At 67.7% G+C, this 23,420-nt stretch carries 20 protein-coding genes and 2 pseudogenes; 10 read left to right on the top strand and 12 right to left on the bottom strand.

Annotated elements, in window-relative coordinates; genetic code table 11:
- Positions 1-95: 95 nt before the first annotated feature.
- The 3 genes and pseudogenes from ACWGKT_RS40145 to ACWGKT_RS40135 form a co-directional block, all read right to left on the bottom strand.
- Positions 96-278, bottom strand: a pseudogene (locus ACWGKT_RS40145) (transcriptional regulator); the annotation flags it as partial.
- The gene (locus tag ACWGKT_RS40140; protein WP_453277567.1) at positions 275-754 is read right to left on the bottom strand and encodes a hypothetical protein; all 480 of its coding nucleotides are present in this window, start codon (positions 752-754) and stop codon (positions 275-277) included. The pseudogene ACWGKT_RS40145 and the gene ACWGKT_RS40140, both read right to left, overlap by 4 nt.
- 565 nt (positions 755-1,319) lie before the next feature.
- On the bottom strand, positions 1,320-2,231 hold the full coding sequence (locus ACWGKT_RS40135; RefSeq protein WP_453277566.1) for a phosphotransferase family protein: 912 nt from the start codon (positions 2,229-2,231) through the stop codon (positions 1,320-1,322).
- A 535-nt stretch (positions 2,232-2,766) separates the two neighbouring features.
- On the opposite strand from ACWGKT_RS40135, the gene ACWGKT_RS40130 reads away from it, so the two are divergent.
- Positions 2,767-3,186, top strand: a complete 420-nt coding sequence (locus ACWGKT_RS40130) for a hypothetical protein (RefSeq protein WP_453277565.1) — start codon at positions 2,767-2,769, stop codon at positions 3,184-3,186.
- Here the strand turns inward: ACWGKT_RS40130 and ACWGKT_RS40125 are convergent.
- From ACWGKT_RS40125 to ACWGKT_RS40110, 4 genes are all read right to left on the bottom strand, one after another.
- Complete coding sequence (locus ACWGKT_RS40125) at positions 3,178-3,765, bottom strand: hypothetical protein (RefSeq protein WP_453277564.1); 588 nt, start codon at positions 3,763-3,765, stop codon at positions 3,178-3,180. The two genes, ACWGKT_RS40130 and ACWGKT_RS40125, sit on opposite strands and share 9 nt — an antisense overlap.
- Positions 3,762-8,129, bottom strand: coding sequence for a tetratricopeptide repeat protein (locus tag ACWGKT_RS40120; RefSeq protein ID WP_453277563.1), 4,368 nt, complete (start codon positions 8,127-8,129; stop codon positions 3,762-3,764). Before ACWGKT_RS40120 ends, ACWGKT_RS40125 begins: the two co-directional genes overlap by 4 nt.
- Before the next feature lie 1,133 nt (positions 8,130-9,262).
- On the bottom strand, positions 9,263-9,421 hold the full coding sequence (locus ACWGKT_RS40115; RefSeq protein WP_453277562.1) for a DUF397 domain-containing protein: 159 nt from the start codon (positions 9,419-9,421) through the stop codon (positions 9,263-9,265).
- Between the two features lie 16 nt (positions 9,422-9,437).
- Positions 9,438-11,267 (bottom strand): hypothetical protein, encoded by a 1,830-nt coding sequence (locus tag ACWGKT_RS40110; RefSeq protein ID WP_453277561.1) that lies wholly within the window; start codon positions 11,265-11,267, stop codon positions 9,438-9,440.
- A 211-nt stretch (positions 11,268-11,478) separates the two neighbouring features.
- Here ACWGKT_RS40110 and ACWGKT_RS40105 point away from each other — a divergent pair.
- The 4 genes from ACWGKT_RS40105 to ACWGKT_RS40090 all read left to right on the top strand — a co-directional run bounded on the left by ACWGKT_RS40105 (position 11,479) and on the right by ACWGKT_RS40090 (position 14,359).
- Positions 11,479-12,296 (top strand): IS5 family transposase gene (locus tag ACWGKT_RS40105; protein ID WP_453277560.1). Its coding sequence is split into 2 segments (ribosomal slippage): positions 11,479-11,821 and positions 11,821-12,296, totalling 819 coding nucleotides; the frame shifts between segments, so codons are not numbered across the junction.
- Positions 12,297-12,564: 268 nt separating this feature from the next.
- Positions 12,565-12,957: a hypothetical protein gene (locus ACWGKT_RS40100; protein WP_453277559.1), complete on the top strand. Its 393-nt coding sequence runs from the start codon at positions 12,565-12,567 to the stop codon at positions 12,955-12,957.
- The gene (locus ACWGKT_RS40095; protein ID WP_453277558.1) at positions 12,954-13,595 is read left to right on the top strand and encodes a maleylpyruvate isomerase N-terminal domain-containing protein; all 642 of its coding nucleotides are present in this window, start codon (positions 12,954-12,956) and stop codon (positions 13,593-13,595) included. The genes ACWGKT_RS40100 and ACWGKT_RS40095 overlap by 4 nt, the downstream gene beginning before the upstream one ends.
- A gap of 353 nt (positions 13,596-13,948) precedes the next feature.
- The gene (locus ACWGKT_RS40090; RefSeq protein ID WP_453277557.1) at positions 13,949-14,359 is read left to right on the top strand and encodes a hypothetical protein; all 411 of its coding nucleotides are present in this window, start codon (positions 13,949-13,951) and stop codon (positions 14,357-14,359) included.
- Positions 14,360-14,825: 466 nt separating this feature from the next.
- Here ACWGKT_RS40090 and ACWGKT_RS40085 read toward each other — a convergent pair whose 3' ends face one another.
- Positions 14,826-15,020, bottom strand: coding sequence for a hypothetical protein (locus ACWGKT_RS40085; protein WP_453277556.1), 195 nt, complete (start codon positions 15,018-15,020; stop codon positions 14,826-14,828).
- Positions 15,021-15,366: 346 nt separating this feature from the next.
- Positions 15,367-15,870, bottom strand: a complete 504-nt coding sequence (locus tag ACWGKT_RS40080; RefSeq protein ID WP_453277555.1) for a TetR family transcriptional regulator — start codon at positions 15,868-15,870, stop codon at positions 15,367-15,369.
- Positions 15,871-15,951: 81 nt separating this feature from the next.
- On the opposite strand from ACWGKT_RS40080, the gene ACWGKT_RS40075 reads away from it, so the two are divergent.
- Positions 15,952-17,013, top strand: coding sequence for an FAD-dependent monooxygenase (locus ACWGKT_RS40075; RefSeq protein WP_453277554.1), 1,062 nt, complete (start codon positions 15,952-15,954; stop codon positions 17,011-17,013).
- A 13-nt stretch (positions 17,014-17,026) separates the two neighbouring features.
- Here the strand turns inward: ACWGKT_RS40075 and ACWGKT_RS40070 are convergent, their stop codons facing one another.
- Positions 17,027-18,271, bottom strand: a complete 1,245-nt coding sequence (locus ACWGKT_RS40070) for an RNA-guided endonuclease InsQ/TnpB family protein (protein ID WP_453277553.1) — start codon at positions 18,269-18,271, stop codon at positions 17,027-17,029.
- A gap of 27 nt (positions 18,272-18,298) precedes the next feature.
- Between ACWGKT_RS40070 and tnpA the strand changes: the two genes are divergently transcribed.
- Both tnpA and ACWGKT_RS40060 read left to right on the top strand, forming a co-directional pair.
- Positions 18,299-18,715 (top strand): IS200/IS605 family transposase, encoded by a 417-nt coding sequence (gene tnpA, locus ACWGKT_RS40065; protein WP_453277552.1) that lies wholly within the window; start codon positions 18,299-18,301, stop codon positions 18,713-18,715.
- 697 nt (positions 18,716-19,412) lie between these two features.
- Complete coding sequence (locus ACWGKT_RS40060; RefSeq protein WP_453277551.1) at positions 19,413-20,069, top strand: hypothetical protein; 657 nt, start codon at positions 19,413-19,415, stop codon at positions 20,067-20,069.
- 79 nt (positions 20,070-20,148) lie between these two features.
- Here ACWGKT_RS40060 and ACWGKT_RS40055 read toward each other — a convergent pair.
- Together ACWGKT_RS40055 and ACWGKT_RS40050 are read right to left on the bottom strand one after the other, a co-directional pair.
- A pseudogene (locus tag ACWGKT_RS40055) lies at positions 20,149-20,530 on the bottom strand (VOC family protein).
- A 163-nt stretch (positions 20,531-20,693) separates the two neighbouring features.
- A complete protein-coding gene (locus ACWGKT_RS40050) occupies positions 20,694-20,960 on the bottom strand; it encodes a hypothetical protein (RefSeq protein ID WP_453277550.1) in 267 nt (88 codons plus the stop codon).
- Positions 20,961-21,487: 527 nt separating this feature from the next.
- On the opposite strand from ACWGKT_RS40050, the gene ACWGKT_RS40045 reads away from it, so the two are divergent.
- Both ACWGKT_RS40045 and ACWGKT_RS40040 read left to right on the top strand, forming a co-directional pair.
- Positions 21,488-22,684: a cytochrome P450 gene (locus ACWGKT_RS40045; RefSeq protein ID WP_453277549.1), complete on the top strand. Its 1,197-nt coding sequence runs from the start codon at positions 21,488-21,490 to the stop codon at positions 22,682-22,684.
- 2 nt (positions 22,685-22,686) lie between these two features.
- On the top strand, positions 22,687-23,232 hold the full coding sequence (locus ACWGKT_RS40040) for a hypothetical protein (protein WP_453277548.1): 546 nt from the start codon (positions 22,687-22,689) through the stop codon (positions 23,230-23,232).
- Positions 23,233-23,420 lie beyond the last annotated feature (188 nt).

Raw genomic sequence — 23,420 nt, 5'->3', positions numbered from 1 at the left:
TGTACCGCTTCGTGTACTTGCTTCCCACCTGGTGCTACTTCCTCTGGAACCTCAGGTCCCAGTCTCCAGGTGTCCACGATCAAGGGGAAGGTTCAGCGGTCGACTGTGACGTAGTCGGCCTGCTCCAGCGTCGAGAGCTGTTTGGACAGTGCAGAGTCGGATAGACCGAGCTGGTCGCGAACGTAGCCGAAGTCGGCCCAGTCGGCGGCCGCGAGTAGGGAGACGATGGACAGCCGGGTGCTGGCATGGATCAGCTCGTCGAACCGTGGCGTGGTCATGATGCCGCGCCGGTACGTACGGCGCGGCGACGCGCCGCGGCCGGCAGCAGCGGCCCGCCTAGCACGAGCATGACCGCGGCCAGGACGGCCGCCCCGGTGGTCGGGTGATGCGCGTCGTCGGCATTCAGGATGAGCGCTGCGGCGATGGTGACCCCGACCAAGGCGACCAGACTGCCCAGCACCCAGGCCGCAAGCCGCGGCCCGGCGATGTCGGCACGCACGCTCATCTGGTTGCTGCGGTGCCGTCCGTTGACCACCCGGGGCGCGATCGAGGAGTGCGCGGCCCCGAAGGCCAGTGTGGCCAGGGTGGTCACCAGCGGATGATGGATGTCGGCGATCACGCCGAGCACGATCCAGCCTGAGGCCAGGCCCGCCCAGTACCAGCGCGGCACGTCGATCTCGTCGATCACCCTTCGACGGGATCGCTCCACTGTGTCCAGCGCGGCTCGCGCCTGCTCGGGTGTCAGCTCGCCCATGACGCCTCACTTTCCTACTGGGAAAGCCAGTATTGGCTTTCCCAGTAGGAAAGTCAATCTGTCGGCGGGACCGGGGACGGGGCCCACACGGTCGAGACGCGGCTATCGCAAGATAGTTCGCCTTCCACACGACTCGGATCACCAGGCGGTGGTGATGCCGACGCTCTGTACGTTCGCCCGTACACGGCTCTGCCACATTCGCCGGTACGCCGACAGCAAGCACGGCCTCCGGCGATCATGAGGTGTCGAATCCCTGATCAGCACAACGGAAGACCGTGCCTGCGCTCATCATCGCCTATCCCGACCGCTCTGGGCCAACTCACCGACGCTGCAAGACCCTCACCTGCCGACCAATTTTCGTGTCAGGACCCGCACCAGAGCGCGCGGCCGGGACGAGATTGTTGCCCGGCGTTGAAAATGCCGACGAAGGTGGCGTTCACGATGCCCATGAACTCTGATGGCGACGCCCCACCGTTGGGTGTTCCGGTGGAGCGCTCTCGTCGGCAAGGTGTCGTTTTCTTCGGCAAGGTGCCGGTGGTTCAGATCCTGTATTCAATACCCAAGATCATGCCGCCATCCGCCGGATGTCGTCGGTGATGCCCTTCAGCGGCGCCGTGTTACCGATGGAGGCGAACCAGTCCCATAGCTCCAGAGCGTGGTAGAGGCGGTAGAGGCCGACCCGCTCGCTCCAGTCGGCGGGCAGCGTGCCGTAGCCGTCGCAGAGCGCTTCGCGCTTGTCCTGGTCGCCGTGGACGGAGTAGTAGTCGGTCTTGGCCACGTCCATCAGTGGATCCGCGGCGATCGCGTTCTCCACGTCGATGAAGCCGCTGACTTGCCATCCGCCGCCGTCCTCGGCGACCAGGACGTTGCCCTCGTGGAAGTCGTTGTGACACAGCACGGCGTGCCGGCACGCGCCGAGCAGCTCGGTCTGCCGAGCGACCTTCGCTTCGATGGCCGTCGCGAGCGCCGCATCACCCCCGTGATCGGCGTACTCTCTGAGCTTCTTGTGGAACTGCCGTGTCATATAGGCGGTGTTCGTCGGCTCGGGATCCAGAACCTGCGTGGTGATGTATCCGTAGGCGCCCTGCGGGATTTGGTGGACTGCTGCCATGCAGCCCCCGAGCTGACGGTAGATCTCCCGCAGCGATGCCCTGTCCAGGGCGTGGCTGATAGCGGACAACGGCTGGCCCCTGAGCATCGTCATCACCGTGTAGCAGCGCCCAAGCGCATTGTCGGCGTCCCCATGGTGCAACACGGCAGGCACGGGCCCGACACCGTGCTGCTGAAGCAGCTGGTAGACGTAGATCTCCTTCTCCTGTTTCCACCGCCATTGATCGTCATAGACCTTGATTACGACCGGCTCGGCCACCCCGACGAACCGGATCTCGAAGATCGTGCTCAGCTCTCCGCCAGTACGCAGAACGGTCTCCCCGACGGACGCGGCGGGAAGGACGGGATGCAGGAGTTCCTCGGCCATCGCCGGCGGCAGCACTGGTGCAGCAGTCACGCTGAAACCGTAGATGCGCCAGGGCGGACGTCGCGAGCGAAATATGGATGGTGCGGAGGCGTCGGCGGAGAGCTCCTGGCATGCCTCTTCAGTAGCAGGTTCTCACTCGCCGACCACCTCACTCACGGCGGCGCGGGCGGCTGCCTCGTCGACGAGGTTCTTGCCGGTGGCGAAGGCGGCGACCAGGGCTGGGCCTGGTACACAACCGGCTCCTGTTGCGGGGCACGGGGTGCTCAGCGTCTGCCCCTGCCTCGCAGGGTCCGCGCCGATGGACACATAGAGATCGATGACGTCCAGGCTCGCGCCCTACACCAGCACGGAGTACGTGGATCGGCTGCTGGCGAGGCTGGGCGAGTTCCTGACGGCGTCTTGAGGTCCAGGGGTTCTGGAGTCCGGGGGTCCTGAGGCCCTGAGGGCGTGAAGTCTGTGGGCGGTACTTCGGGTACTTCGGCGCCGTTAAGGTGACGGAGAGCCAAACAAGGATGATGAGACAAGAGGGGGCCGCATGCCCGACGCGACGGTACGGGTCGAGACTCGGGAGCTTCCATCAGGGGACGGGCGGCAGATCTCGGCACGGCGGTACAGCTCGGCCGATCTGTCCGATCACGAGGACGACCTGCGGACGGCGATCCATTCGGTGCTGACCACCATGGTGCGGGCCGTGGAGGACACGCCGGTGTCCCCACTGCGCGTCGGCGGCTTGGAGGTGGCCTTCAACGTCGCATTCGTTCCGGGCGGCGGAGCCTATCTGTGCTCCTCGCCCGCGGACGGCACGTTCGCGGTCAAGCTGTCGCTGACCCTCCCGGAACCCGCCGCGGGCGGAGGATCCGCGGAGGGGGAAGGTTCTGCCGAGGGTGACGGATCCACGGAGGGCGAAGGATCCGGCGACGGGGCCGCTGCGTCGTCCTCCGCGTCCTCAGGCTGAGGGCTCGGCAGGAGGTTCGGGTGAGGAGGAGCCGGTGACGGCGGCCTGCACCGGGGCGGTGACGGCAGGAACCGGGGCGGACGCCGGGGTTGCGGTCGGCGGTTGGGGCATGCCGCGCCGGGTCGGCAGGCCCATCTCCGCCCTGGCCTCCTTGCGGAAGGTCCACTCGGCGCGACGGCACCGCTCGTCGATCTCCGCCCAGGGCTGGGCCGGGCGGTCCCAGAGTTCCTGCGCCGCGTCGTGCAACTGCTCCAGCGCTTTCGCCGTGCCGTCGGTGCGGGTCAGGAGGGCGGCGCGGGCATAGGCGGCCAGCAGGTCGTCGCCGGCGCGTCGCTGCGTCGCCGGGTCGGCCCGTAGGCGGCCGGTGTCGTCGTAGAGGCCCAGCGCGGCGTGGAAGGTCTCGGTGACACGGGCATAGGCGGTGTGCCGGGTCTCGTCCCACTGGCGCCGTCGGCCGGCCCGTCCGTTCAACCACTGGGTGAGGACGGAGGCGACGGCTCCGCCGATGATCGCTCCGGTGGCGCCGACGGCGGCGGCGACCAGTACAGCTTGCGGTTGGGACAGGTCGGACCACATCATCGCCCTCGCTCGGTTTCCTGTGCCGTCAGTGCCTCGAACTCGGCGCGCAGTTCGCGCGCTTCGTCCTCGAAGCCGCCCTGCTCCCGGGCCAGCGCCTGGTTGTGCAGGCAGACGGCGAGGCCGTACAACTCATCGGCGTCGCCGGGGGCCAGGTCACGCCACAGGGCCAGCGCCTGGTCCCCCGCCGTGCGGGCCTCCTCCGTCCGCCCCGCCGTGCCGAGGATCGCCGACAGGTCGCCCAGAGCGGATGCCAGCGTTTTGGGGGATGGTTCGTACGCGGTCCGGTAGATCCCGACGCAGGCGGAGATCGAGGTTACGGCGTCCTCGACGGCGTCCGTGTTGACCAGCACGATGGCACTGTCGTGCAGGATCAATGCCCGGTTCTCCTGGACCGCGTCGTCCGTGTCCGGGAGCCCCTGCGCGACCGCCATCGCCGTTCGGGCCGCCGTCGCGGCGGCCTCCGGCTGGTCGCTGTCGAGAAGGGCCTCGGCCTGAACCCGCGCGATCCAGGCGTAGGACAGAGCCCGCTCCACTCGCTCGTCGGCCTCCCACAGCCGACGCCTCAGCTCGACAAGCTCCGCCAGGGCTGCCAAGAAGTCCGCGGTCCGGCCGAGGCTCCGCAGTTCGACGAGGTACATGGACAGGATCTCGTCGAGGCTCTCGTGGCGGCTCGGGCCCGTGGACTTCAAGCGGACGTCGAAGAGCACGAAGCGGTTGTCCGACCCGTCCTCCGGGCTGTCGGTGAGGCCGCGGACGTACCCCAGGGTCTGTTCGAACAGTGCCGCAGCCGCCTCGTGCTCGCCGAGCCGCGCGTGGGTTCGTGCCTGCTGGGCCAGATGGTTGGCGAGCATGGGGGCCCAGACCTCCGGGGTCTCGGCCACATGCCGGAGCGCGAGGGCGCTGCCTGCCCGGTTCAGCGCGATGATCTCGTGGGGAGCGTCCGCGGGAGACACACGCAGCGCCATGTCGAGGAGGCCCTCGACCGCGACGAAGGCCGGCCAGTGATTCTCCGGGGTGGCACGCTGCGCCAGACGCTCCGCAGCGGCTTTGGCGACCTCCACCGCCTCGGGGACGTCTCCTCGGCGGGCCAGGGCCTTGGCCCGCATCATCATCACCGCCCCCTGCATGCTCTGCCGATCCAGGCGGCCGGTTTCGTCGAGCCCGTCCGTGGCGAGAGCCTCGACACGTTCGCACAGTCGGATCGCCGCGCCGGGATCGCCGTCGTCGACCGCCCACGCCACATACATCGCGAGGTCGGGCACGGTCGCCGGATCGTCGGGTACGTGCCCCGCGGCCTCCCACTGGCCCACGATGTGATCAAGCACGTCGGCGACCTCCGCCATGTACGGCCTGATGTCGATGTCCTCTGCGACGAGTTGCGTTCCTTGGATGAAGGTCTTGAGCACCGCGAAATAGTGTCGCGCACCGATCTCCGGATCGCTGCGGAACAGGCGGCCCAGCACCGCGCACGAGCGTTCCAGAACATGGACCACGGACGCAAAGGGCGCCCGGGCACGGCTGAGTTCCTGGGCCTGGAGCTGCAGAGCCGCACCCAGCCGGAGCTGATTCTCGCGGTCGCGGAGCGGCAGCCGGGTCAGGGCCTCGCTCGCCTGCCCGTACAGCGCGGCCGCCTCGGCATGCCGGCCCTCGGCCTCGTGCAGTCCCGCGAGGAGCATCGCCTGCGCCTGGAACCGGTCCACATAGGCACCGGGCGCGGCACGGTAGAGGCGGCGCCAGACCTCCACGCACTCCTCATGGGCGGCGAGTGCCTCGGCCGGCTGCCCGAGTTGCTCAAGAATTCTGCCCTGGTTGGTCAGGAGCTGGGCGAGGGCGTCCAGCGCGAAGCGGTCGGCCCCCTGGGCGAGTTCGTCTCTCTGGAAGCCGATCGCGCGCTTCAACGCCTCGTGGGCCTGTTCGACGTCGCCGTTCTCCTCGTGGTGGAGGAAGATATTGTTGAGTGCCGCGGCCATGAGCATTCGGCGGTCCCCGCGGGCCAGATCGGAGTGTTCCAGGACGTCGACGACCTCCTGGCAGATCCGGTAGGACTCCGCGTGGTCCCCGAGACGCGCCAGATTCGTCGCGTGGTTCGTCAAGGCGAGGGCGAGACCCTGGCTCTCCGTGTTCCCTCCGTGGAGGGACCGGTGGATCGTGACGGCTTCGCCGCTCGCCGCGGCGGCTTCCTCGACGCGGTCGGCACGTGCGAGGTAGGTGCCGAGCAGACTCAGGGCGTCGGCGAGTTCCCGCTGCTGGTCTTCGGTTTGCGGGGGCTCCGCCCTCAGGACGGCGATGATCCGCCGCTGCACCGCCACACCGAGACCGGCCAGGACGCCTCCCACCGGAGGCATGAGGCTGCGGATCTGGTAGAGGTGCGGGAGTTCGGCGGAGGGATGATCGACGAGGACCTTCAACGCCGTCAGCAGCGGCTCGGGGTACTGGGCCGAGGTGCTGACGTGGCAGGCGAACGGCAGGAACACGCCGTTGTGCAGCGCCACGAGCTCGATCAGTTTGCGCCGTACCACGGCCGCGGCCTCGCCGGGGTGGGCGGCGGCGGCCGTCAGGACGGTGACCGTGCGGCCGAGCTGCGCTCCGGTCAGGCAGGTCTGCGAACCGTCGTCGGTGAGCCGCGCGAGGTTGTCCAGCAGGTCCGGTTCGTCCGCCACGGTGGTGGCCAGCAGGTACTCGAACAGCCAGTCCGGGGACAGCTGGCCCCAGTACTCGGCCCGCGGATCGGCGGGCGGGTACAGGGTGGCGATCCAGTGGGCGAGCGCGCGTCGGGCCTCCTCGGCGGAGTCGGAGCGGAACCCCGGAAGCAGCCCCACGGTCTGCGCCGCCCCCTGCCGGGAGTGGGCGCCGCAGAGCAGGCCGAAGACGAGCGCGGCCTCCCGGGTCTCCGAATGTCCCAGGGACCGTTCGACGGCCAGCCGGTTCCAGTACTTCTTCTCGTGCCGGAGCAGGATCCGCGCGGGTGAGGGCGGTTCCTCGCCGCTGTCCGGCCCGGTGAGAACGCTGGCGAGGACGGCGGTGTGCAGGGTCAGGGGGTGGTGGGCCCTGATCGGTTCGAGGGTCCACGGCAGCTGGAAGGCGGGCGTGCGCCCCTGATGGTCCTCATAGCCGGGCACTTGGCGCAGGGCGGTGTCGAACGCGTCGGCCAGCGCGGTGAGTCGGTCGTCGGAGTCGAGGGAGAATTCTAGGCCGCCGAGCTCTTCCGGTTCGTCAGGCAGGGTGGCGGCGACGATGTCGTCGTCCGAAAGACGCGTCCACCACGGTCCGGCGGACCGGGCGAGCATCAGCACTCGGACGGGGTGCTGTCCGGGGTGTTCGGCGATGTACCGCAGCAGGGCCGCCACGGTCTCGGCACGGGACTCGGCGTAGTCGACGAGGACGAGCGCGGGGTGGGCGAGCCGGGTGAACGGGCCGAACGTGCCCACGGCGTCGGAGAGTTCACCGACGACCCAGCCTTTCTGGTACATCGTGCGGGCGAGTTCACGGGCGAGCCGGGTCTTGCCCGTGCCGCCGGCCGCGTGGATCAGCAGGCCGCCGACCTGTCTGCCGGATCCGCACCAGGAGACGAGACGGTCGAGCGTCTGTGCGCGGCCGTGGAAGGGCACGACCTCGTACTCGGGACGCAGGAGGGCGATCGGGGACAGCGGCCGGGTCGACCGGCACCAGGGACGCAGCGTCTCTTCGAGTTCGACGGGTTCCAGCAGGAACGGGCACCCGGTGTGCTGTTCGACCAGGGCAGTGAAAGAGCGGTCGTGCCGCAGGGCGTCGACCGTCAGCGCGGTGAGACGGCGGTCGCCGAAGTTCTCGGCGATCTCGATGACGATCGCAACGGTCAACTGGCCGGAGCCGGACAGCACCGCCGCCCCCGACATGCCGAACCAGAGGCTGCCTCCGCTCGCGCCCGGTTCGGGCCAGCTCGCCGGGCGGACGTCGACGAGGCCATCGTCACGGGTCAGCGGCATGATCTCGCCGTGCAGCTGCTCGGGCCGGGCCCAGCCGTCCGGTGCGACCAAGGCGTCGGGGAAGCCGGTGGCGGTACAGCCCACGGCGGTGCCGCGGCCGACGAGCCAGCCCCAGCGCACGGGCGGCAGGTCGGCGGGCCGGTAGCCGGCGTCGTCGATCTCGATGAGCGCGGCGTCCGGCGGGGAGGCGGCGCCGTCGGCGCCGGCGGAGGCCTGCCAGACCACGCTGCCCGTGACGAGCTGGGCACCGAGCCGCACCTCCACCGTGTCTCCCACCGCCCCGGCGACATGGGCCGCGGTGAGGACGAGACGGTCGGCGACCAGGTGACCGGAGCCGAACACGGTCCGCGCCTCCCCGGTCGAGACGCGCCGGAGGAACGCTACGCGCAGATCTGCCAAGGTGGAACTCCCCCGTGATCGGACGCCGCTCGCGGCTGAGCTGAAGCCGGGCCGGGAACCATCGTGACATTTCCCGAGGACCTTGGACATCGGAATCCACCAAGCACACCTCGTACCGAAGAACTCACAGATCAGCAGGGGGAGTTACGTGAATCCGCAGCCGTCTGGGCCGTCGCGCGGAGGCCGGTGGTGTGGCGCGTGGCGCACGATGGCGGCGGAAGCCCGGGAGCAGCAGGAGCAGGGCGAGACGGCCGCGACGGTCAGGGCGCCGCCGCCAGTGACGGCCCAGGTGGTACCGAGAGCGGCATTCTTGATCCCCCAAGGTTTCCACAGCGCTCCACCCGACCCGCGCCCCGGCGTCGGGCCTGCAAAGGCGACGCCTCCGCTTGTGGGAGTGACGGGCGGCTGCTGCGCTTGCTCACCCCTCCCCGCGGTGATGTCCGACTCGGGACGGCCTTTGTGGATCAGTGGTTCGGACATGTCTCTCTGCACAGTGGCGGGGTGGAAGAGGGGGAAGAGGGGGCGTCGGCCGTGCGCGACGGGCGTGAGCCCCCGTCCGACGCCGGTCTATGCGGCGCCCGACTCGGACGGCAGATCGGAGTGGTGGGCCAGCGGGGTATCCGGGGCAGCTCGCAGTCGGACCCGGAGACGTCGGAGAAGGGACGGTGGCAGTTCCTGCAGTAGGTGCCCAGAGCGTCGACGCGCTATTCGACCTTGGTCTTGAAGGAGCCGCGGAAGTCCGCGACGCGAGCAACGGCTTCGTCGGGTTCGTGGGCGGACGGCTTGCTCGCCGCCAGCCGACGCCGGATCTCCACTGCTCCCTGTTCGGCGGCGGTGTGCCGGCCAGTGGGGAGGTGCGGTTCGAATGGCTTCCAGAACGGTGGCGTCAATGGAGCTGGCGCCAAGTTAGCCCGCCGTAAATCTGCCAGCTCACCTCGTTGACGGCAGCCTGCCACAAGGTCCACCCCTCCGCGCGGCTCAGGCAGGAGGTGGGATCTCGACAGCCGGGTTTGATGTCACGATGGCACATTTGTGTCAGCTGTCCAGCGCAGCCCAAGAGGTAGCGGACTGCTGCAACAGTGGCAGTCTCTGCGGCGTCACGGACGAAATGCATCGCCAGTGCAGATTGCCTCTCAGAAGCGCTCCCAGCTCTGTACGTGTATGTGCAAGGGTGGCTTCGTCACGTCCTTGCTGTCTCGAACCCACACGACTGGCAATGCCCAGGCAACCTCAACGCATGTACCGCCGCTCGTTGAGTAAGAGCTCTTTCTCCATACGAATGTTCCGCGCATCGTTGCTGTTGTCCCCTCAAGGGTGCTGTCGCAGCTGACTTGCCACACACCTCACGCCGACGGCGATGGGGTGCGTGGCCGGCAGATGGGCGCAATCGGCTTCGAGGACAGGGAGCCGCTGCAGCGCGGCGTCATTTTGCCCTGCCTCCACCAGGAGTTGAACCACCACCTTGCGGCGGTCCAGCACAGTTAGATCCCCCGGCCCTAGCGTGCTGGCGCTCTTTCGTACTGCGGCTTCGAGGAGGGGCAGGCCCTCGTCGTGAGCTCCTGCTGCAAACGCGCTGGTGGCAATTCCGAATTCCATGCCCAAAACGAGACGATGGTTGTGTCCCAGTGCCGCGGCTGCCCTGTTCACCAGTTGTTCGTAGAGGCGGCGGGCCTCGGAGTAGCGACCGCAGCGCATGGTGAAGAAGGCAACCATGCTTTCAGCTATCAGAACCTCCTCATGGTCAGTACCGAACTCTTGCCTAAGGGCCTGCATCCTCTGCCGTGCGACGGTCAGCCCTTCCTCTGCGGGACGCATGGGCGCATCCAATTCCCACAAGATCGCCTCGGCTTCGCCGATACCTGCTTGTGCCGCACGCCGCATTGCAGGGATGGCGAGTGCGAATTGGCCCGCTATTACCGCGTTGTAGGCAATCGTGTAGGCCTCATGGAGCGGGGCAAGTTCCATGACTGCCACCCAGACTGCTTCGGGTATGGCCTCCTGCGCGGAAACGTCGATCAAGTAGTCGAAAGCCAGGTACCCGTGTTCGACGTCGCCGAGCAAGAGGCTGTTCGCGCCCGCAGGGACGGTGGGGGTCAGAGCCCAGTTCAGCGCCTCCGAGAACGACTCGGGACGCAATTCCACTCCACCGCGGCGAACAAGGTAGCCCTCGTGGAGTTGCTGGAGAATCTCCGCGGGCAAAAGACGGTGGTAGCCGGCGCGGCGGGCGTCGACAGCCGTTGCAACCAGTGCCGCCCCGCGCGGGTGGTGTCCTGGGATCCAGGCGTGCTGCCAGGCTTCGACTAGTTCCGGGCCGGCCGCCAGCAGTTCGGCTACCCCGAAACGCTCATCGCCGGCCAACGCGCGGACCAGCCGGGGATCGGCCATCACAGCCCGGGCCCGCTCGCGTTCGGTATGCGTCCAGCGCCTTTCGACGTGGACCACTTGGGCTTGTCGCAGTACGGCCCTACCCTGGCGCCAGACTTCTTGCGCAGCCCCGGAAGTCTCGGTCTCCGCACGGTCCCGGTAGCGGTCGTACTCGTGGCTGCGCATGGTAGCCAAGACCAGCACCTGCCGGCCCGGAAGTAGCAGACGGTGCAGGGTGGAGGTGGTCAGTCCTCCCGGCCCCAGGAAGCGTTCCAGATCGTCCAGCCACACTACGCAGCGGTCGACTGCTCCCCAGTCGTTCAGCAGCACTTCCACGGCCTCACGCATGGAGGGAGCCACGAAGTGATAATCAGGGTGCAGGAGCTGGATCGCCTCGAAGGCGGCTCGCGTTTTGCCCGCGGTGAATTCGCCGACCAACAGGACGAAGCCGCCGCGCCGTAGGACGGCGTGCAGCTGCGGCTCCATGTCACGCGTGACGTAGGCCGGGACCCGGTCGATCGCGCCGCCCTGCTCAACGGTCTCGGCTGGGTGCACTCCCACCGCGACCGGATCATGCATGTCCCGCACCAGCGGAAATCGGCCTCCCGGCGAGGGGATCTCCAAGGCACGGGGCCGACGGCGAGCCGCCTCGGCCTGCCGCTGCCTCTCCGTCTGCACGCCGACCGCAACGGCGCTCACCACGGCCGCGACCGCGGCCCCCAGCACCCCCGCCCATGCCTCCGACCCCCACACCGCAGCAAGCAGTCCGATCACCGCGCTGACGGCCGCCATGGCCACCAAACGCAGCCATGACCGGTACAGCCCTCCAGTAGCCCCCACAGTTCCCCCTACCTCCGATGGCAAGGGACGCCGTAGGAGCCTTCCCTCAGTAGCTCTCACCCAATCCGTAGCCGTCGGGTCAGGGCGGTCAACTGGAGCCGCTTTAGACCGTGTCCTACGTGGTGAGGCGGACGTCGGGCTGTGTATGGGGCGGGGTACGTGGAGTTGGATTGTTCCGGACGGGCTGTGGGAGATTGCAGAGCCGCTGATCCCCCCGTCGAGGGTGCGTCCGCAGGGCGGTGGGACGCAGGACACGCCTGATGAAACGTTGTTCGCGGCGATCATCTACGTGCTGGTCAGCGGCTGTGCCTGGCGGGCACTACCACCTTGCTTCGGCATTTCGAAGTCGACTGCCCACCGGCGGTTCCTGATCTGGTCCAGAGCCGGCGTCTGGGGCCGCCTGGACGAGGCCGTCCTGCACAGACTGGACGACGCCGGCCTCATCGACGTCACCCGCGTCGTCCTCGACACCGCCCACGTCAGGGCGAAAAAGGGGGCGAACTCACAGGTCCGAGCCCCGTGGACCGGGGCAGGCCGGGCTCCAAGATGCACGTCCTGTCGGACGCGAACGGACTGCCCCTCCTCGTCGGCGTCTCGGCCGGCAACACCCACGACAGCGAAGGGCTGAAGCCCATGGTGACGGGTCACCAAACGAGACACGACCCGGACCGCGGCCGCTACTTCAAGCCCCAGCGCCTACATGCCGACAAAGCCTATGATCGCCCGGACCTGCGAAAATGGTTACGCGGCAAGCGCATTGGAGTCCGGATCGCCCGCAAAGGCATCGAGTCCAGCGAACGATTGGGCCGCCGCAGGTGGGTGATCGAGCGCACGATGTCGTGGCTGTCCGGCTACCGCAGACTCAGCCCCCGCTACGAGCGCAATCCCCGCAACTACCTGGCCTTTCTCGGCCTGGCCGCCGCCCTGTGCTGCTACAAACGACTCGTCCGCCTCACCACGTAGGACACGGTCTTAATGTCTCGGTTAAGCCGACGATGCGCCGCCCATCAGTGAGGCGTTCGCGCCATCGTTCAGGCAGCGGCAACTTCCGGGGCGCGCCTGGTTCGAGTGCCTGGCCACCCGACGGCCGGGAGACTGCGCACAAGCCGGAGTTGCCGCCCCGGCCACCCAATGCGGCCTCAACTGACCATTTGCAAGGGAGTGTTGGAATCATTGCCGCTCAGACCGGGCTTCGCCACACTGGGCGGGTCCGACTCCCCACGACCTGCACATGACAGGTAAGGACTATGAACACACGAAGGATGATCACGCTCGCCGCGGCAGCTCCGTCGCGACCGGCGTGCTGCTCGTTCCCGCGACTCCGGCCGCCGCCGCAGCCACGTGCATCGCCCTGGCCGCAGGTGAGTTGGCGGGGAGGGCTCGTTCGTCGCTGAAGCCGAAGGCCACGTCGCGAAAGGACAGCGCGAGCAGGAGCAGCAGTGCGCTGGCGGCGGTGAGGACGATGACGGGGGCGCATGACGGCGGCGGCCAAGGTGTGCCATCGGGCTGCGTGACGTCGATGGGCGAGGATGTCGCGCCTCGCCAGGCGCTCGCCGCCCGGCTGCCCACTATGCGGATACCCTTGACTGCCGTGATCTTCGTGCGGGCAAGATGCCTGACATGACTACGGAGATACGGAAAGCGTACCTACTGGCTGCCGAACAGGCTGTGCAGCTTCTGACGAGGGAAGAAGTGGCGCGCTGTTGGGAGAAAGAGTCCGTGCTGCCGGGGATGTCAGTGGGCGGACTGGCTGGTCACCTTGCGCGCAGCGTTCTGCAGGTCGAGTGGTTCCTCGATGGCCAGGTGGGCGGCGCGGAACCGGTGTCACCGGTGCGCTACTACGCCAGGCTCGTCGACACGTCCGTGCCCGACTCCGCGCTCAACGTCGGCGTGCGTGCACGAAGCGAGGAAACAGCCACAGCCGGCTCCACTGTCGTGGCTGAGCAGGCACAGGCGGCGTGGCAACGGCTGGCGCAGCGGTTGGACAAGGAGCCAGCCGATCGACGAGTGGCCATCCTCCACCGACCAGGAGAGGAAATGCTGCTCGACGGCTACCTCCAGACCCGCTGTGTCGAACTGGCAGTTCACCTCGATGACTTGGCCTTGAGCGTGGGTGCTCGTCGCCAGGCGCCCGAAGCCGCACTCGCCATCGCGGTTGACGTGCTTGTCGCAGCTGCCCGCGACCGGCATGGCGATCAGGCCGTGTTGTATGCGCTGGCCAGACGCGAACGTGATGTCGACCAGGCCTTGCGCGTGCTGTAGGCACCGCCACCCTCAATTGGGCAAGAAGTCCGAGAGGGGCCATCGGAAGCGACGGGCCCTCAGGGGCAGCCCGACTCTGCTCGCCGAATATCAGCGGGCAATGGTCGTCGTTCTGATCGTTGCCCTGCGGATGTCGGAGATTCTTCCGCCGGAACAGCCAGCGCATGGTCAACCGCCCGCGCGGCACAGCCGCTGATGAAAACGGGGCTGTTCGGGCGATAGGTCAGCGCCCGTCAGACCCCCTGCCGGCCATGACCAGAACAGCGATCCGGTGATCGAAGAGACACCGCCTGCCCCCGGCCATCCATGGCCGCCTTTGCAACCACGCTTCCCCAGGAGAAGGGAAAACCGCTGTGCACGCTGTCATCGTCTGGTGGGACCTGTCTGCTTCTGACCAGACCATCGAGTCCATGCGCACGTACCTGCGCGAGGAGTCTGTAGCGGCGTTTTCCGAAGTGCCAGGACTCCGTTTCAAGATGTGGCTCTCCGATACGGAAACCAACCGGTGGGGAGCCGTCCTGCTGTTCGAAACCGTGGAGGCGTCGCAACAGCCATTGCCCAGCCGAGCGCTTGAGCTGATCGGCCACCCAACGGCAGTCGCCCACTCATTCGACGTGGAGGCCACCGTTGAGGGGCGGTATGAGACCCAGCAGCTTGCGCGGCGCGGCCGAGCCTTCGACGAAACTGGCGAGACAAGTACGGCAGGCACGCCGACCACAGTTGCCGGCCCGGCTCCGTCGTCTCCTCGGAGGCGAGTCGTGTGACCGGCGACGTTGGTCGTGGGGGGGGCGGAAAATTCAACAGGCAGCAGCGCCACGGCATCGCGTACCGTGCCGCCTCCGTGACCCCGGCGGCCTTCCCGGTCGCCGTGGGGGCAACCGCGTGATGACCGATCTCGTGACGCTCCTGGAGGTGGGTGGTCCTGTCACGTGTGTGGCACGCCCTCGGTCAGAGCGAGGGGCCAGGCTGTCCGCGCAGCTGGTCGTGGAACTCCCTGACGAGATCCACAGGATGTGGACGCGCGGTCGGCGTCCGGGGATGCGGCGAGGCCGAAGTCGCGGGTCCGAACACCTCTGCAAGGTGGAGCGGGTCAGGGCCTTGGGGCGACGGCCTCTTCGAGTTGGCGGTCGACACGGAGCCTCTCCCGCGTCGCGGTCTGGCCGCGCATCGCGGCGCTGATCCAGTGGTTGCCGACGGCCCGGGTGGTCTTGTTCGTGGTCTGGTTGTTGATCAGCAGGTGGAGGTTCGCGGTGTTCGGCCAGCGGGTGCGTCGGTGCTCCAGCCGTCCAGCAGCAGCTTCAGTCTGAGGTCGTCGAGCGGCCGGACGCGGTCAGCGATGGTCAGCCGTCGGTTGCCGACGTCGACGTCGACGAGCATGAGGTCGAGCCCGCACGCCCCACTCACCCGCAGCGCGACCTGGGGCATCAGCTTCCCAAGCTGAGAGCAGGACGTGGGCGCCGATCAAGGCCCGCGATGTACCCAGGCCCAACGTCGGCGCCGCGCAGTAACCGCTGCTCGACGTCGTGCGGGTCGGGTGCGTGGGGTCCCGGGGCAAGGTGGAACGCGGCCTGGACTCGGTGTTGTTCCGGGCTCTGAACATGTTGGCGGCCCTGCCGGGACTTGTCGGTCGGGGTTCGGCATTTCTCGCCGGGGCGGGTACTGCGGCAGCGGGCGATGAATGCCCCCGGGAAAGGACGCGGGTCAGGAGGTCAAGCCGCCGCCCGCCTGGGTTCGTTCTCGCTTCGAGGCCCGTCGCCTTCCGGCAGTCCTGTCACCGATCCGTCGTCAACGATGCCGGGGGCGAGCGCAGTTCGGCGATCACCTCAGCGCCCGACGGTGCGTGATCGGGATCCACCAGCCACTGCAGCATCAAGCCGCCAAGCAGAGCGAGCGGCACCGAGCCGCCGAGCCCCTCCCGCGCCCTGCGCTGGCCTTCGGCGAGGTGTTCGCGCACCGCCGCCGACCGTTCGGCCTGCACCACGGCCTCCAGTTGGGCCACCCACAACGCCCGATGCGTCGTGAAGCTGTCGATCAGCGCCTGCCAGCGCTCCTCCGCGCTTCCTGCCGGGGCATGGCGGGTCAGTTCCTCGTCGAGCTCGTCCACGGCTTCCACCAGCGCCTGCGTGAGCAGCGCGTCCCGGGAACCGAAGTGGTAACCGATGGCGGCGTGACTGACCCCGGCGGCCGCGGCGATGTCCCGCACGGTGGTGCGGGCCCAGCCGCGTTCGATCAGGCACTGCTTGGCGCCGGCCAGCAGATCTTCCCGGTTTCCCATGCCCGCAGCATAGCGGAGATTTGACCAATTGGTTCATCCGTACGGCTTGACCATTTGGTCAAGCCTGTTACGTTCATGCTCATGACCAACACCAAGGTTCTGATCTCGGGCGCGAGCGTCGCCGGACCGGCCCTCGCCCACTTACTGCACCGCGACGGGTACGACGTAACCGTGGTCGAACGCGCACCGACCCTCCGTGACAGCGGGTACGCGGTGGACTTCCGCGGCGCCGCGTTCGACGTACTCGACGAGATGGGCATCCTCGACGAGGTGCGCGGGCACGACACCCAGATGCGCGGTACCGCCCTCCTGGACGCGGCAGGCGCCGAGGCCGGGCAGCTGCCCGCAGAAGCGTTCGCGGGCGAACTGGAAGTCTCGAAGCGGGACCTGACCCGGATCCTGCACCGCATCACCGCGGACTACACGGAGTACGTGTTCGACGACTCGATCACCACGCTCACCCAGCACGAGTCCGACGTCGCGGTCGAGTTCGAACGCGGCGCGCCCCGTCAGTTCGACCTGGTCCTCGGGGCGGACGGGCTGTACTCGAAGGTGCGGCAGCTCACGTTCGGTCCGCACTCCGGCGTACTGCGGCACCTGGGACTGTCCGGCGCCGGGTTCACAGCGGCCAACTTCCTCGGCCTGGACCACAGCGGGGTGCTGCAGCAAGGGAAGGGCACCGCCATCTACATGTTCAGCGCGGGCGACGCGGACCGGATGGCGGTGAGCCTCTCCTTCGCCACCGACTCGCCCGCCCTGGACCGGCTCGAGCGAAGCGAGCAGGAGCAGGCCGTGCGGGCGGCGTTCGCCGGGCACGGCTGGGAGGCGCTTCGGCTACTGGAGGCGATGTCGGCGGCGGACGACTTCTACTTCTCCTCTTCATGCCAGGTCCACCTGGACCGCTGGTCGCACGGCCGCGTAGCGCTGGTCGGAGACGCGGGGTACTGCGCCGCGCCCACCAGCGGCATGGGTACCTCACAGGCACTGATCGGCGCACGCGTACTGGCTCGGCAACTGGCGAAGGCGGGCGGCGACCACGCGACCGCGTTCGCCGCATACGAGGCCGAACTGCGGCCGTACGTCACGGAGAACCAGGCCAAGGGCCGAGAAGGCGCAGTGGCCTTCGGCGGTCGAGTCCATTGACGTACTCCCTGGCCTAAAGTCCAGGGATTCCGGCCTGGGTCGTCTGACCGTTCCGGGGGCTTCCTGCTTCACCGCGCTGTGCGGGCACGTGTGCCCGTCTTACCGGCGCTCCACAGGCGTTTAGCGTCTCCACCCGTCCGGTGGCGACGATTCGGCGTCCTTCGAACAGGACGTTGCGTGCTGCGTTGTGGTCACGGTCGTGCACGGTGTGGCACTCGCCGCAGGTCCACTGCCGGACGTGCAGGGGCTTGGGGCCGTCGCGGAATCCGCAGGCCGAGCAGACCTGAGAGGACGGGAAGGCCCGGTCCACCTTGGCGAAGGTGCGGCCGTGCTTGACCGCCTTGTACTGCAGCATGCCGACGAATGCGGACCATCCTGCGTCGTGCACGGACTTGGCGAGCCGGGTGCGGCCGAGGCCGGACACCGCTAGGTCTTCCACGTACACCGCTTGGTTGTCGCGAATGATCTGTGTGGATGCCTTGTGGTGCCAGTCCCGGCGCCGGTCCGCCACTTTGGCGTGCTGGCGTGCGACTTTGATGCGGGCCTTGGCCCGGTTCTTCGATCCCTTGGCCTTGCGGGACAGCTCCCGCTGAAGGCGCTTGAGCTTCTTCTCGGCCCGGCGCAGGAAGCGCGGGCTGTCGATCTTGCTGCCGTTGGACAGGACGGCGAAGGCGGACAGGCCGAGGTCGATACCGGCTTCGGTCTCCGCTTCGGGGAGGATGTCCGGTTCGGTGTCCACGACGAAGCTGAGGAAGTACCGGCCAGAGTTGTCTTTGGTGACGGTGAGGGACGTGGGTGCGGCCGGAAGCCGACGGGACCACTTGACCTTGAGAGTACCGACCTTGGCCACGTGCACGGTGCCGTTGTCCTGGAGGCAGAAGGCGTTGGTGTTGAGGCGGATCGATTGCCTCGTGTCCTTCTTCGACTTGTAGCGGGGCGGCCCGACCTTGCGGCCCGGCCGCTTGCTCTTGAGGCTGTCGAAGAAGTTCTTGTAGGCGGTGTCGAGGTCCCGGAGGGATTGTTGCAGGACGACCGCTGACACGTCGGCGAGCCAGGCGCGTTCCTCGGTGCGCTTGGCCTGTGTGATGCGAAGTCGGGACAGATCTGCTGACTTCACGTATGGCAGCCCCGCCGCGTGCGCTTCCTTGCGGTCGCGCAGGCAGTCGTTCCACACCACGCGGGCGCATCCGAACGCCTGGGCCAGCGCACGGCGCTGGGAGGCGTCCGGGTAGGCCCGGTAGTTGTAGCGGAGCTGCATGACCAGGATCCTACTACGATTGGTCTCATGGATGGGCGAAACGATTACAGGCTTGGTAGGCATGTGGTTTCGGCGATGCACGTGCACTTGGTCTTTGTGACGAAGTACCGGCGTGGAGTGTTCAACGACGAGATGCTGACGCGCTGCGAAGAGATCATGCGCAAGGTGTGCGAGGACTTCGAAGCGGAGCTGAAGGAGTTCAATGGCGAACGCGATCACGTCCACCTTCTGGTGCATTACCCGCCGAAGGTCGCCGTCTCCAAGCTGGTCAACAGCCTCAAGGGCGTCTCCGCCCGCCGGATACGACAGGAGTTCACCGGCCGGATCAACCGCGCCATCATGCACGGGCACCTGTGGTCACCCTCCTACTTCTCCGCGTCGTGCGGCGGGGCGCCGTTGGCGATCGTCCGCCAGTACATCGAGCAGCAGCAACGTCCGATCTAAGGTGCACGTCAGAGCAGTCTTGAGATGCATTCATCCCCGGCGTGAACGCCGGGGCTTTCTGCAAGGAACCCGGTAAGAACGGACGACCACGGTCAACAGCGGTGCGATCAGCCCTACGCGGCACCCGTGCATCACAGCATCCGCACAGGTCAGCAACCATCCGCTCGTCCAAGCGCCGTCGCTCGAGACGATGTAGTTCCTCGTAGTTCCTCGCGGTCGGGGCGAACTCGCGGCAGGTCGCCAGCTCGCCGCCCCAGCCGGTGAACAGCCGGCCGACCTCCGGCGCCGTCCGCGGGATCCGCATCCGGGCGCCCTTGGAGCCGCGCGGGCGGTTCATCTCGTCGATCGGGCACTCGACGCCCCGCCCGGTCATCCGATGGATCTCGACCTTGTGCCGCAGCTCCAGGAACAGGAAGTACGTGCTCAGCGCCTGCGAGCGGGCGAGGCGGGTGCCGCTGGGCCAGGCAGATCAGCACAACAAGCCACAAACCATGATCGGGCCCCCTCACACGGCAGAAATCCGCGCATCCATCACCCCTCGACCAGCTACACCACTTCGCGGGACACCATCTTCGTGGAGCGGTCCGTAGGCGGCCGTGCCATTTCATTCAACGCACCGGGACGCAGCCGCTGGTGAATGACGGAGTGTCAGTGGCGGGTGGAAGACTGCCGCTCCCCTTTCCGGAGGGAGAAGGCCGTGGCAACGGTGACGAACGATGTGGCAGTGGCCGACATGAGACGGCTGGGCAATGCTGAGCCTCTTGAGCCCTATCCCGGTGGCGCACGGGCACGGTGGAAGTGCCGGTGCCTGAACGAGGGCTGCGGCAAGATCATCTATCCGAACTGGAATAACGTGATGAACGGGCAGGGTGCCTGCAAATACTGCGCGCCCAACTCCCCCGTCGACCCCGAGGCGGCCGCGGCCGCGATGCTCGAGCACGGCTTCACTACCGTCCTACCGTTCCCCGGCACCGGAAAGCCGTGGCTGTCGAAGTGCGCCGCCGCCGGCCACCTGGTGGCCCCGCGCTACGACAACACCACAAGCCGCGGTGGACGGTGCCGGTTTTGCACCCGTCGCGGACCCGGCGACCCGCAGCAGGCCGTGGCCGACATGAAGGCAGCCGGCTTCACCCCGCTCGAACCGTACCGGAACGTCAGTACACCCTGGACTTCACTGTGCAACGGCTGCGGCAACGTCGTCTCCCCCAACCTCAACAACGTACGCACCTGGGGGCGGTGCTGTCCGCACTGCGCGAAGTATGGCCTCGACCCAACTGCGCGCATTCGGCGAACGCGCGGGTGTCTGCGCCATGAGGAACCCCCCTCTCATGGCCCGCGGGCACCAAGCCGCTGAACAGCGGGGGCATCAGGCGCTGCCGCGCCACTACACCGCTCTGCGGGGCATGACGGAAGGAGGGGACGTTCGCGACCCCTCAGTCGATGCAGAACTCGTTGCCCTCGATGTCCAGCATCGGGATGCACGAATCATTGCCGTCATACAGCGTTCGCACGTGTACCGCCCCGAGCGGGACCAGGCGTGCGCACTCGGCCTCAAGTGCGGCGAGGCGCTCTTCACCCACGAGTCCGGTGCCGACCCGCACATCAAGATGCAGCCGGTTCTTGGCGGCCTTCCCCTCGCAGGCAAACCATGCGTCCTGCTGCTCAGGTGGCTGCGAGCGCTTTGAAGTCGTCCCACGTGGCAAACCCCTCGGGTGGCGGCGGTACGACGTACCCCAACACCTCGCACCAGGAACGGGCGAGGCGCTGAGGTTCTGCGCAGTCGAAGGTGACTTGGAACTTCTTGATCGACATCACCGGGCCACCGAATTGGCGCGTGCTCTTCAGCGAAACCCCCAGGGTGCCATCGCCGCAGGGCGAGCGCCTTTCGTCAGTCGTCTTCCTGAAGGGGCGGCCCACCGACAGCTACACCACCACAGGGGACATGACCCCAGGATGGCCGCATCGACCTTGTCGTTCTTCAGCCGGGCCGAGGCGATGGCTTTGCACTGCAGCAGATGCACCAGGGCGGCTCGAAACCATGCTCCTGAAGCAGTTCGACCAGCCGGCACCAGCCGAAGGCGGCCTCGAACGCTACCGGGGTGTCCATGGGCGGATCCCCGATCACCCCCAAAGCCGACACCCGCCCGTTGGGCACGTTCCTGTTCACGCAAATCCCATCGCCTTGGTCGGCGATGGCGATCTGCGACCTCTTGCGATCCACGTCGATCCCAACGTAGACAGACATCCCGGGCCTCCTTCCCGAGCTCGTATGGCCCCGGAAACAGAATCCACCGGGCTGAGCACGGAGGAGGCCCGGCCCTCATAGGGTCAGGTAGGCATGCAGCGCGCGGGTCTGGGCCGTGTGGTTCGGATGGTCCGAGTTGGCAAGGGTGAACTGCCGCAGCGGTCCGAAGTGCGCCTCGGTCGGGTTGTGCTCCAGTACGTGAAGTCTGCGCCTGCCCCGTCGCCGATGTGCCACAGCCGCCCTCTCGGCCGGTGTCCGGGCCACGTTGCCGCGTGAAGGGCTCATGCGTTGGCTGCCGAACCCAGCCCGCCTCGGCGCCACACTGCGCTCGTCGGCCTCCGTTTTCGTCAGGGTGATTAGTTTGCTGCCGAAATCACGGAATCCCTGCTCAGCGCGGTGACGGAGGGCGGCGCATCACCCATTTGGAGTAATCCGATCGTGCGCCGAGTCGCACGCCACCCGTTCGGAGTGGTCAATGGGGATGGGCTGACACGAGGCCTCGTTCATCGCCCCGAGGGGTTGATGCCATGGGAATCAGAGGCTCCATCGATGTTCTCGCGGATGTGCACGCCGGAGACCCGTACCCCGTCTACGAACGACTGCGTGAGACTGAACCGGTGTACCAGTGCCGGAGCGGCACCTATCTCCTGACGCGTCACCCGGACTGCTGGCGCGTACTGACCGAACGCGAGCTCTTCCTCGCGCCGGGTGCTCAACGGCCGTCCACGAGGACGAGCGGACATGCCGCGCCGGTGCTGTCCCGCGTCATGAGCTCGCAGAATCCTCCCCGGCACACGAGAATGCGTGCGGCAGTGGCCCGGCGGTTCGCCGAGCACGTACGACGTCGGCAGCCGTGGCTCAGCAAACTCTGCGACCACCTGCTCGAACCCGTGGTCGAAGCGCTACGCCACGGCGGCGTCGCCGACATGACCCCTGTCGCCGAGGCTTTCCCACGCGACACGATCATGCACCTCCTGGGACTGCCCCGGACCGACCGAGAGCTGGTCTCGACGCTCGTCGCCGACATCTTTCCGACCTCGGGGCCACTGCCCGGAGAGGAAGACGACGGCGCGGCGGCGATGCGACGGCTCACCGACTACCTCCACATGGAAGTGGCCCGCAGGCACCGTGAGCCCGGCGACGATCTGACGTTTGAACTCATCCGTGCGCACACCGCCCGTCCCGAGGCCCTGCCGCACGACGAACTGGTCAGCATTCTCACGGGCCTCACCGTCGCCGGATTCCCGCAGATCGCTGCGGGAATCGAGACCGGAATCGTCCTGATGATCCGGCACCCCGAGCGTGCGGTCTTCTTGGACGCCCCTGGCCGTGCCCGGATGTTCGTCGACGAGCTGCTCCGCTACGACGCACCGGTGCAGTTCACCCCCGCCCCGCGCATTCCCGTCAGGACGGTGGTCATCGGCGGCGTGACGATACCGGCGGGCGCTCGGGTCTGGCCGGTGCTGGGCGCCGCCAACCGGGATCCCGCTGTGTACTCCCGGCCGGACGAGTTCCTGCCGCAACGCGGCGGGCCACGTCATCTGAGCTTCGGTGGAGGCGCCCACTACTGCCTCGGCGCCGAACTTGTGCACCTCGAGATCGCGATGCTGTTGCAGCGGCTTCGGCAGCGGCTCCCCGACCTCGCGCAGGCACAGCCTCCGGCCCAGAGGTACGGGCGGCTGCGCGGGTTCACGTCCCTCCCCGTCCTGCGAACGGAGCGCTGATCGTGGCGAACCGCAGGAGTCCCGGCACATGCCCGGAGAGCATGCAGGTCTTCCTGGAGCGCACCGCCTGCTCCACGTTCCTCGACGCCGCACTCGGTGTCTACGAAGGGATCAGGCCAGGCTGCCCCTACCCGTGCTTCGGCGTGCTGGTCGGCCGTATGCACGGTGGCACAGCCCGCGTCGAGCGCGTCGAGTTCGGCCGCAACGTGCGGGCCACCGACAGCGCGGCCCTGGGAGAGTTCGCGGAATGCATCGTGCCCTGCTTCGGAACGGCTTACGAGAACCCACATCGGGGGTACTGGTGCGATTCCACCGACTTGCTGCGCATCCTGCGGGGCGCCGAGGCGGACGGCCTGGACGTCCTCGGGTCGATCCACCTCCACCCGGACTGGCACAACATCGACTCACCGGGCGGAGGGCCGCCGCTGAGCGAGCACCCAACTCGTATGGAGCCTTCCGGTCTGGGCGAAGATGTGCTCGGGCTTGCCCGAGCCCAGGTCCAGGCTGCCAAGGAGTGTTTGGAGTGGACGATCTTCCCGTCGGCGTAGGAGTACACGGGTGCCGAGCCGATGACCTTCTCCTGTGGATCCCCCAGGTCTCCTCGGCGAACACGCGCATGAAGTCGCGCGTGAGTCCTGTACCACCAGCAGACGCGGAACCTGCTGGTGTCGTACTCGCCGAAGAGGCCCGACTTCTTCTGAGCACCCCCGACAGGGCGCCTGTTCAGGACACCGTC

It is taken from the genome of Streptomyces sp. NPDC054794 (assembly GCF_053611585.1).
This window is presented reverse-complemented; position numbering and strand designations above follow the sequence as displayed.

What these genes read in the sequence shown, in the direction of transcription:
- ACWGKT_RS40140 (WP_453277567.1), bottom strand. Translation starts at nt 754, where the DNA reads ATGGGCGAGCTGACACCCGAGCAGGCGCGAGCCGCGCTGGACACAGTG.
- ACWGKT_RS40135 (WP_453277566.1), bottom strand. Translation starts at nt 2,231, where the DNA reads ATGGCCGAGGAACTCCTGCATCCCGTCCTTCCCGCCGCGTCCGTCGGG.
- ACWGKT_RS40130 (WP_453277565.1), top strand. Translation starts at nt 2,767, where the DNA reads ATGCCCGACGCGACGGTACGGGTCGAGACTCGGGAGCTTCCATCAGGG.
- ACWGKT_RS40125 (WP_453277564.1), bottom strand. Translation starts at nt 3,765, where the DNA reads ATGATGTGGTCCGACCTGTCCCAACCGCAAGCTGTACTGGTCGCCGCC.
- ACWGKT_RS40115 (WP_453277562.1), bottom strand. Translation starts at nt 9,421, where the DNA reads ATGCGCGGAACATTCGTATGGAGAAAGAGCTCTTACTCAACGAGCGGC.
- ACWGKT_RS40100 (WP_453277559.1), top strand. Translation starts at nt 12,565, where the DNA reads ATGACAGGTAAGGACTATGAACACACGAAGGATGATCACGCTCGCCGC.
- ACWGKT_RS40095 (WP_453277558.1), top strand. Translation starts at nt 12,954, where the DNA reads ATGACTACGGAGATACGGAAAGCGTACCTACTGGCTGCCGAACAGGCT.
- ACWGKT_RS40085 (WP_453277556.1), bottom strand. Translation starts at nt 15,020, where the DNA reads ATGCCCCAGGTCGCGCTGCGGGTGAGTGGGGCGTGCGGGCTCGACCTC.
- ACWGKT_RS40080 (WP_453277555.1), bottom strand. Translation starts at nt 15,870, where the DNA reads ATGGGAAACCGGGAAGATCTGCTGGCCGGCGCCAAGCAGTGCCTGATC.
- ACWGKT_RS40075 (WP_453277554.1), top strand. Translation starts at nt 15,952, where the DNA reads ATGACCAACACCAAGGTTCTGATCTCGGGCGCGAGCGTCGCCGGACCG.
- ACWGKT_RS40070 (WP_453277553.1), bottom strand. Translation starts at nt 18,271, where the DNA reads ATGCAGCTCCGCTACAACTACCGGGCCTACCCGGACGCCTCCCAGCGC.
- tnpA (WP_453277552.1), top strand. Translation starts at nt 18,299, where the DNA reads ATGGATGGGCGAAACGATTACAGGCTTGGTAGGCATGTGGTTTCGGCG.
- ACWGKT_RS40050 (WP_453277550.1), bottom strand. Translation starts at nt 20,960, where the DNA reads ATGTCTGTCTACGTTGGGATCGACGTGGATCGCAAGAGGTCGCAGATC.
- ACWGKT_RS40045 (WP_453277549.1), top strand. Translation starts at nt 21,488, where the DNA reads ATGGGAATCAGAGGCTCCATCGATGTTCTCGCGGATGTGCACGCCGGA.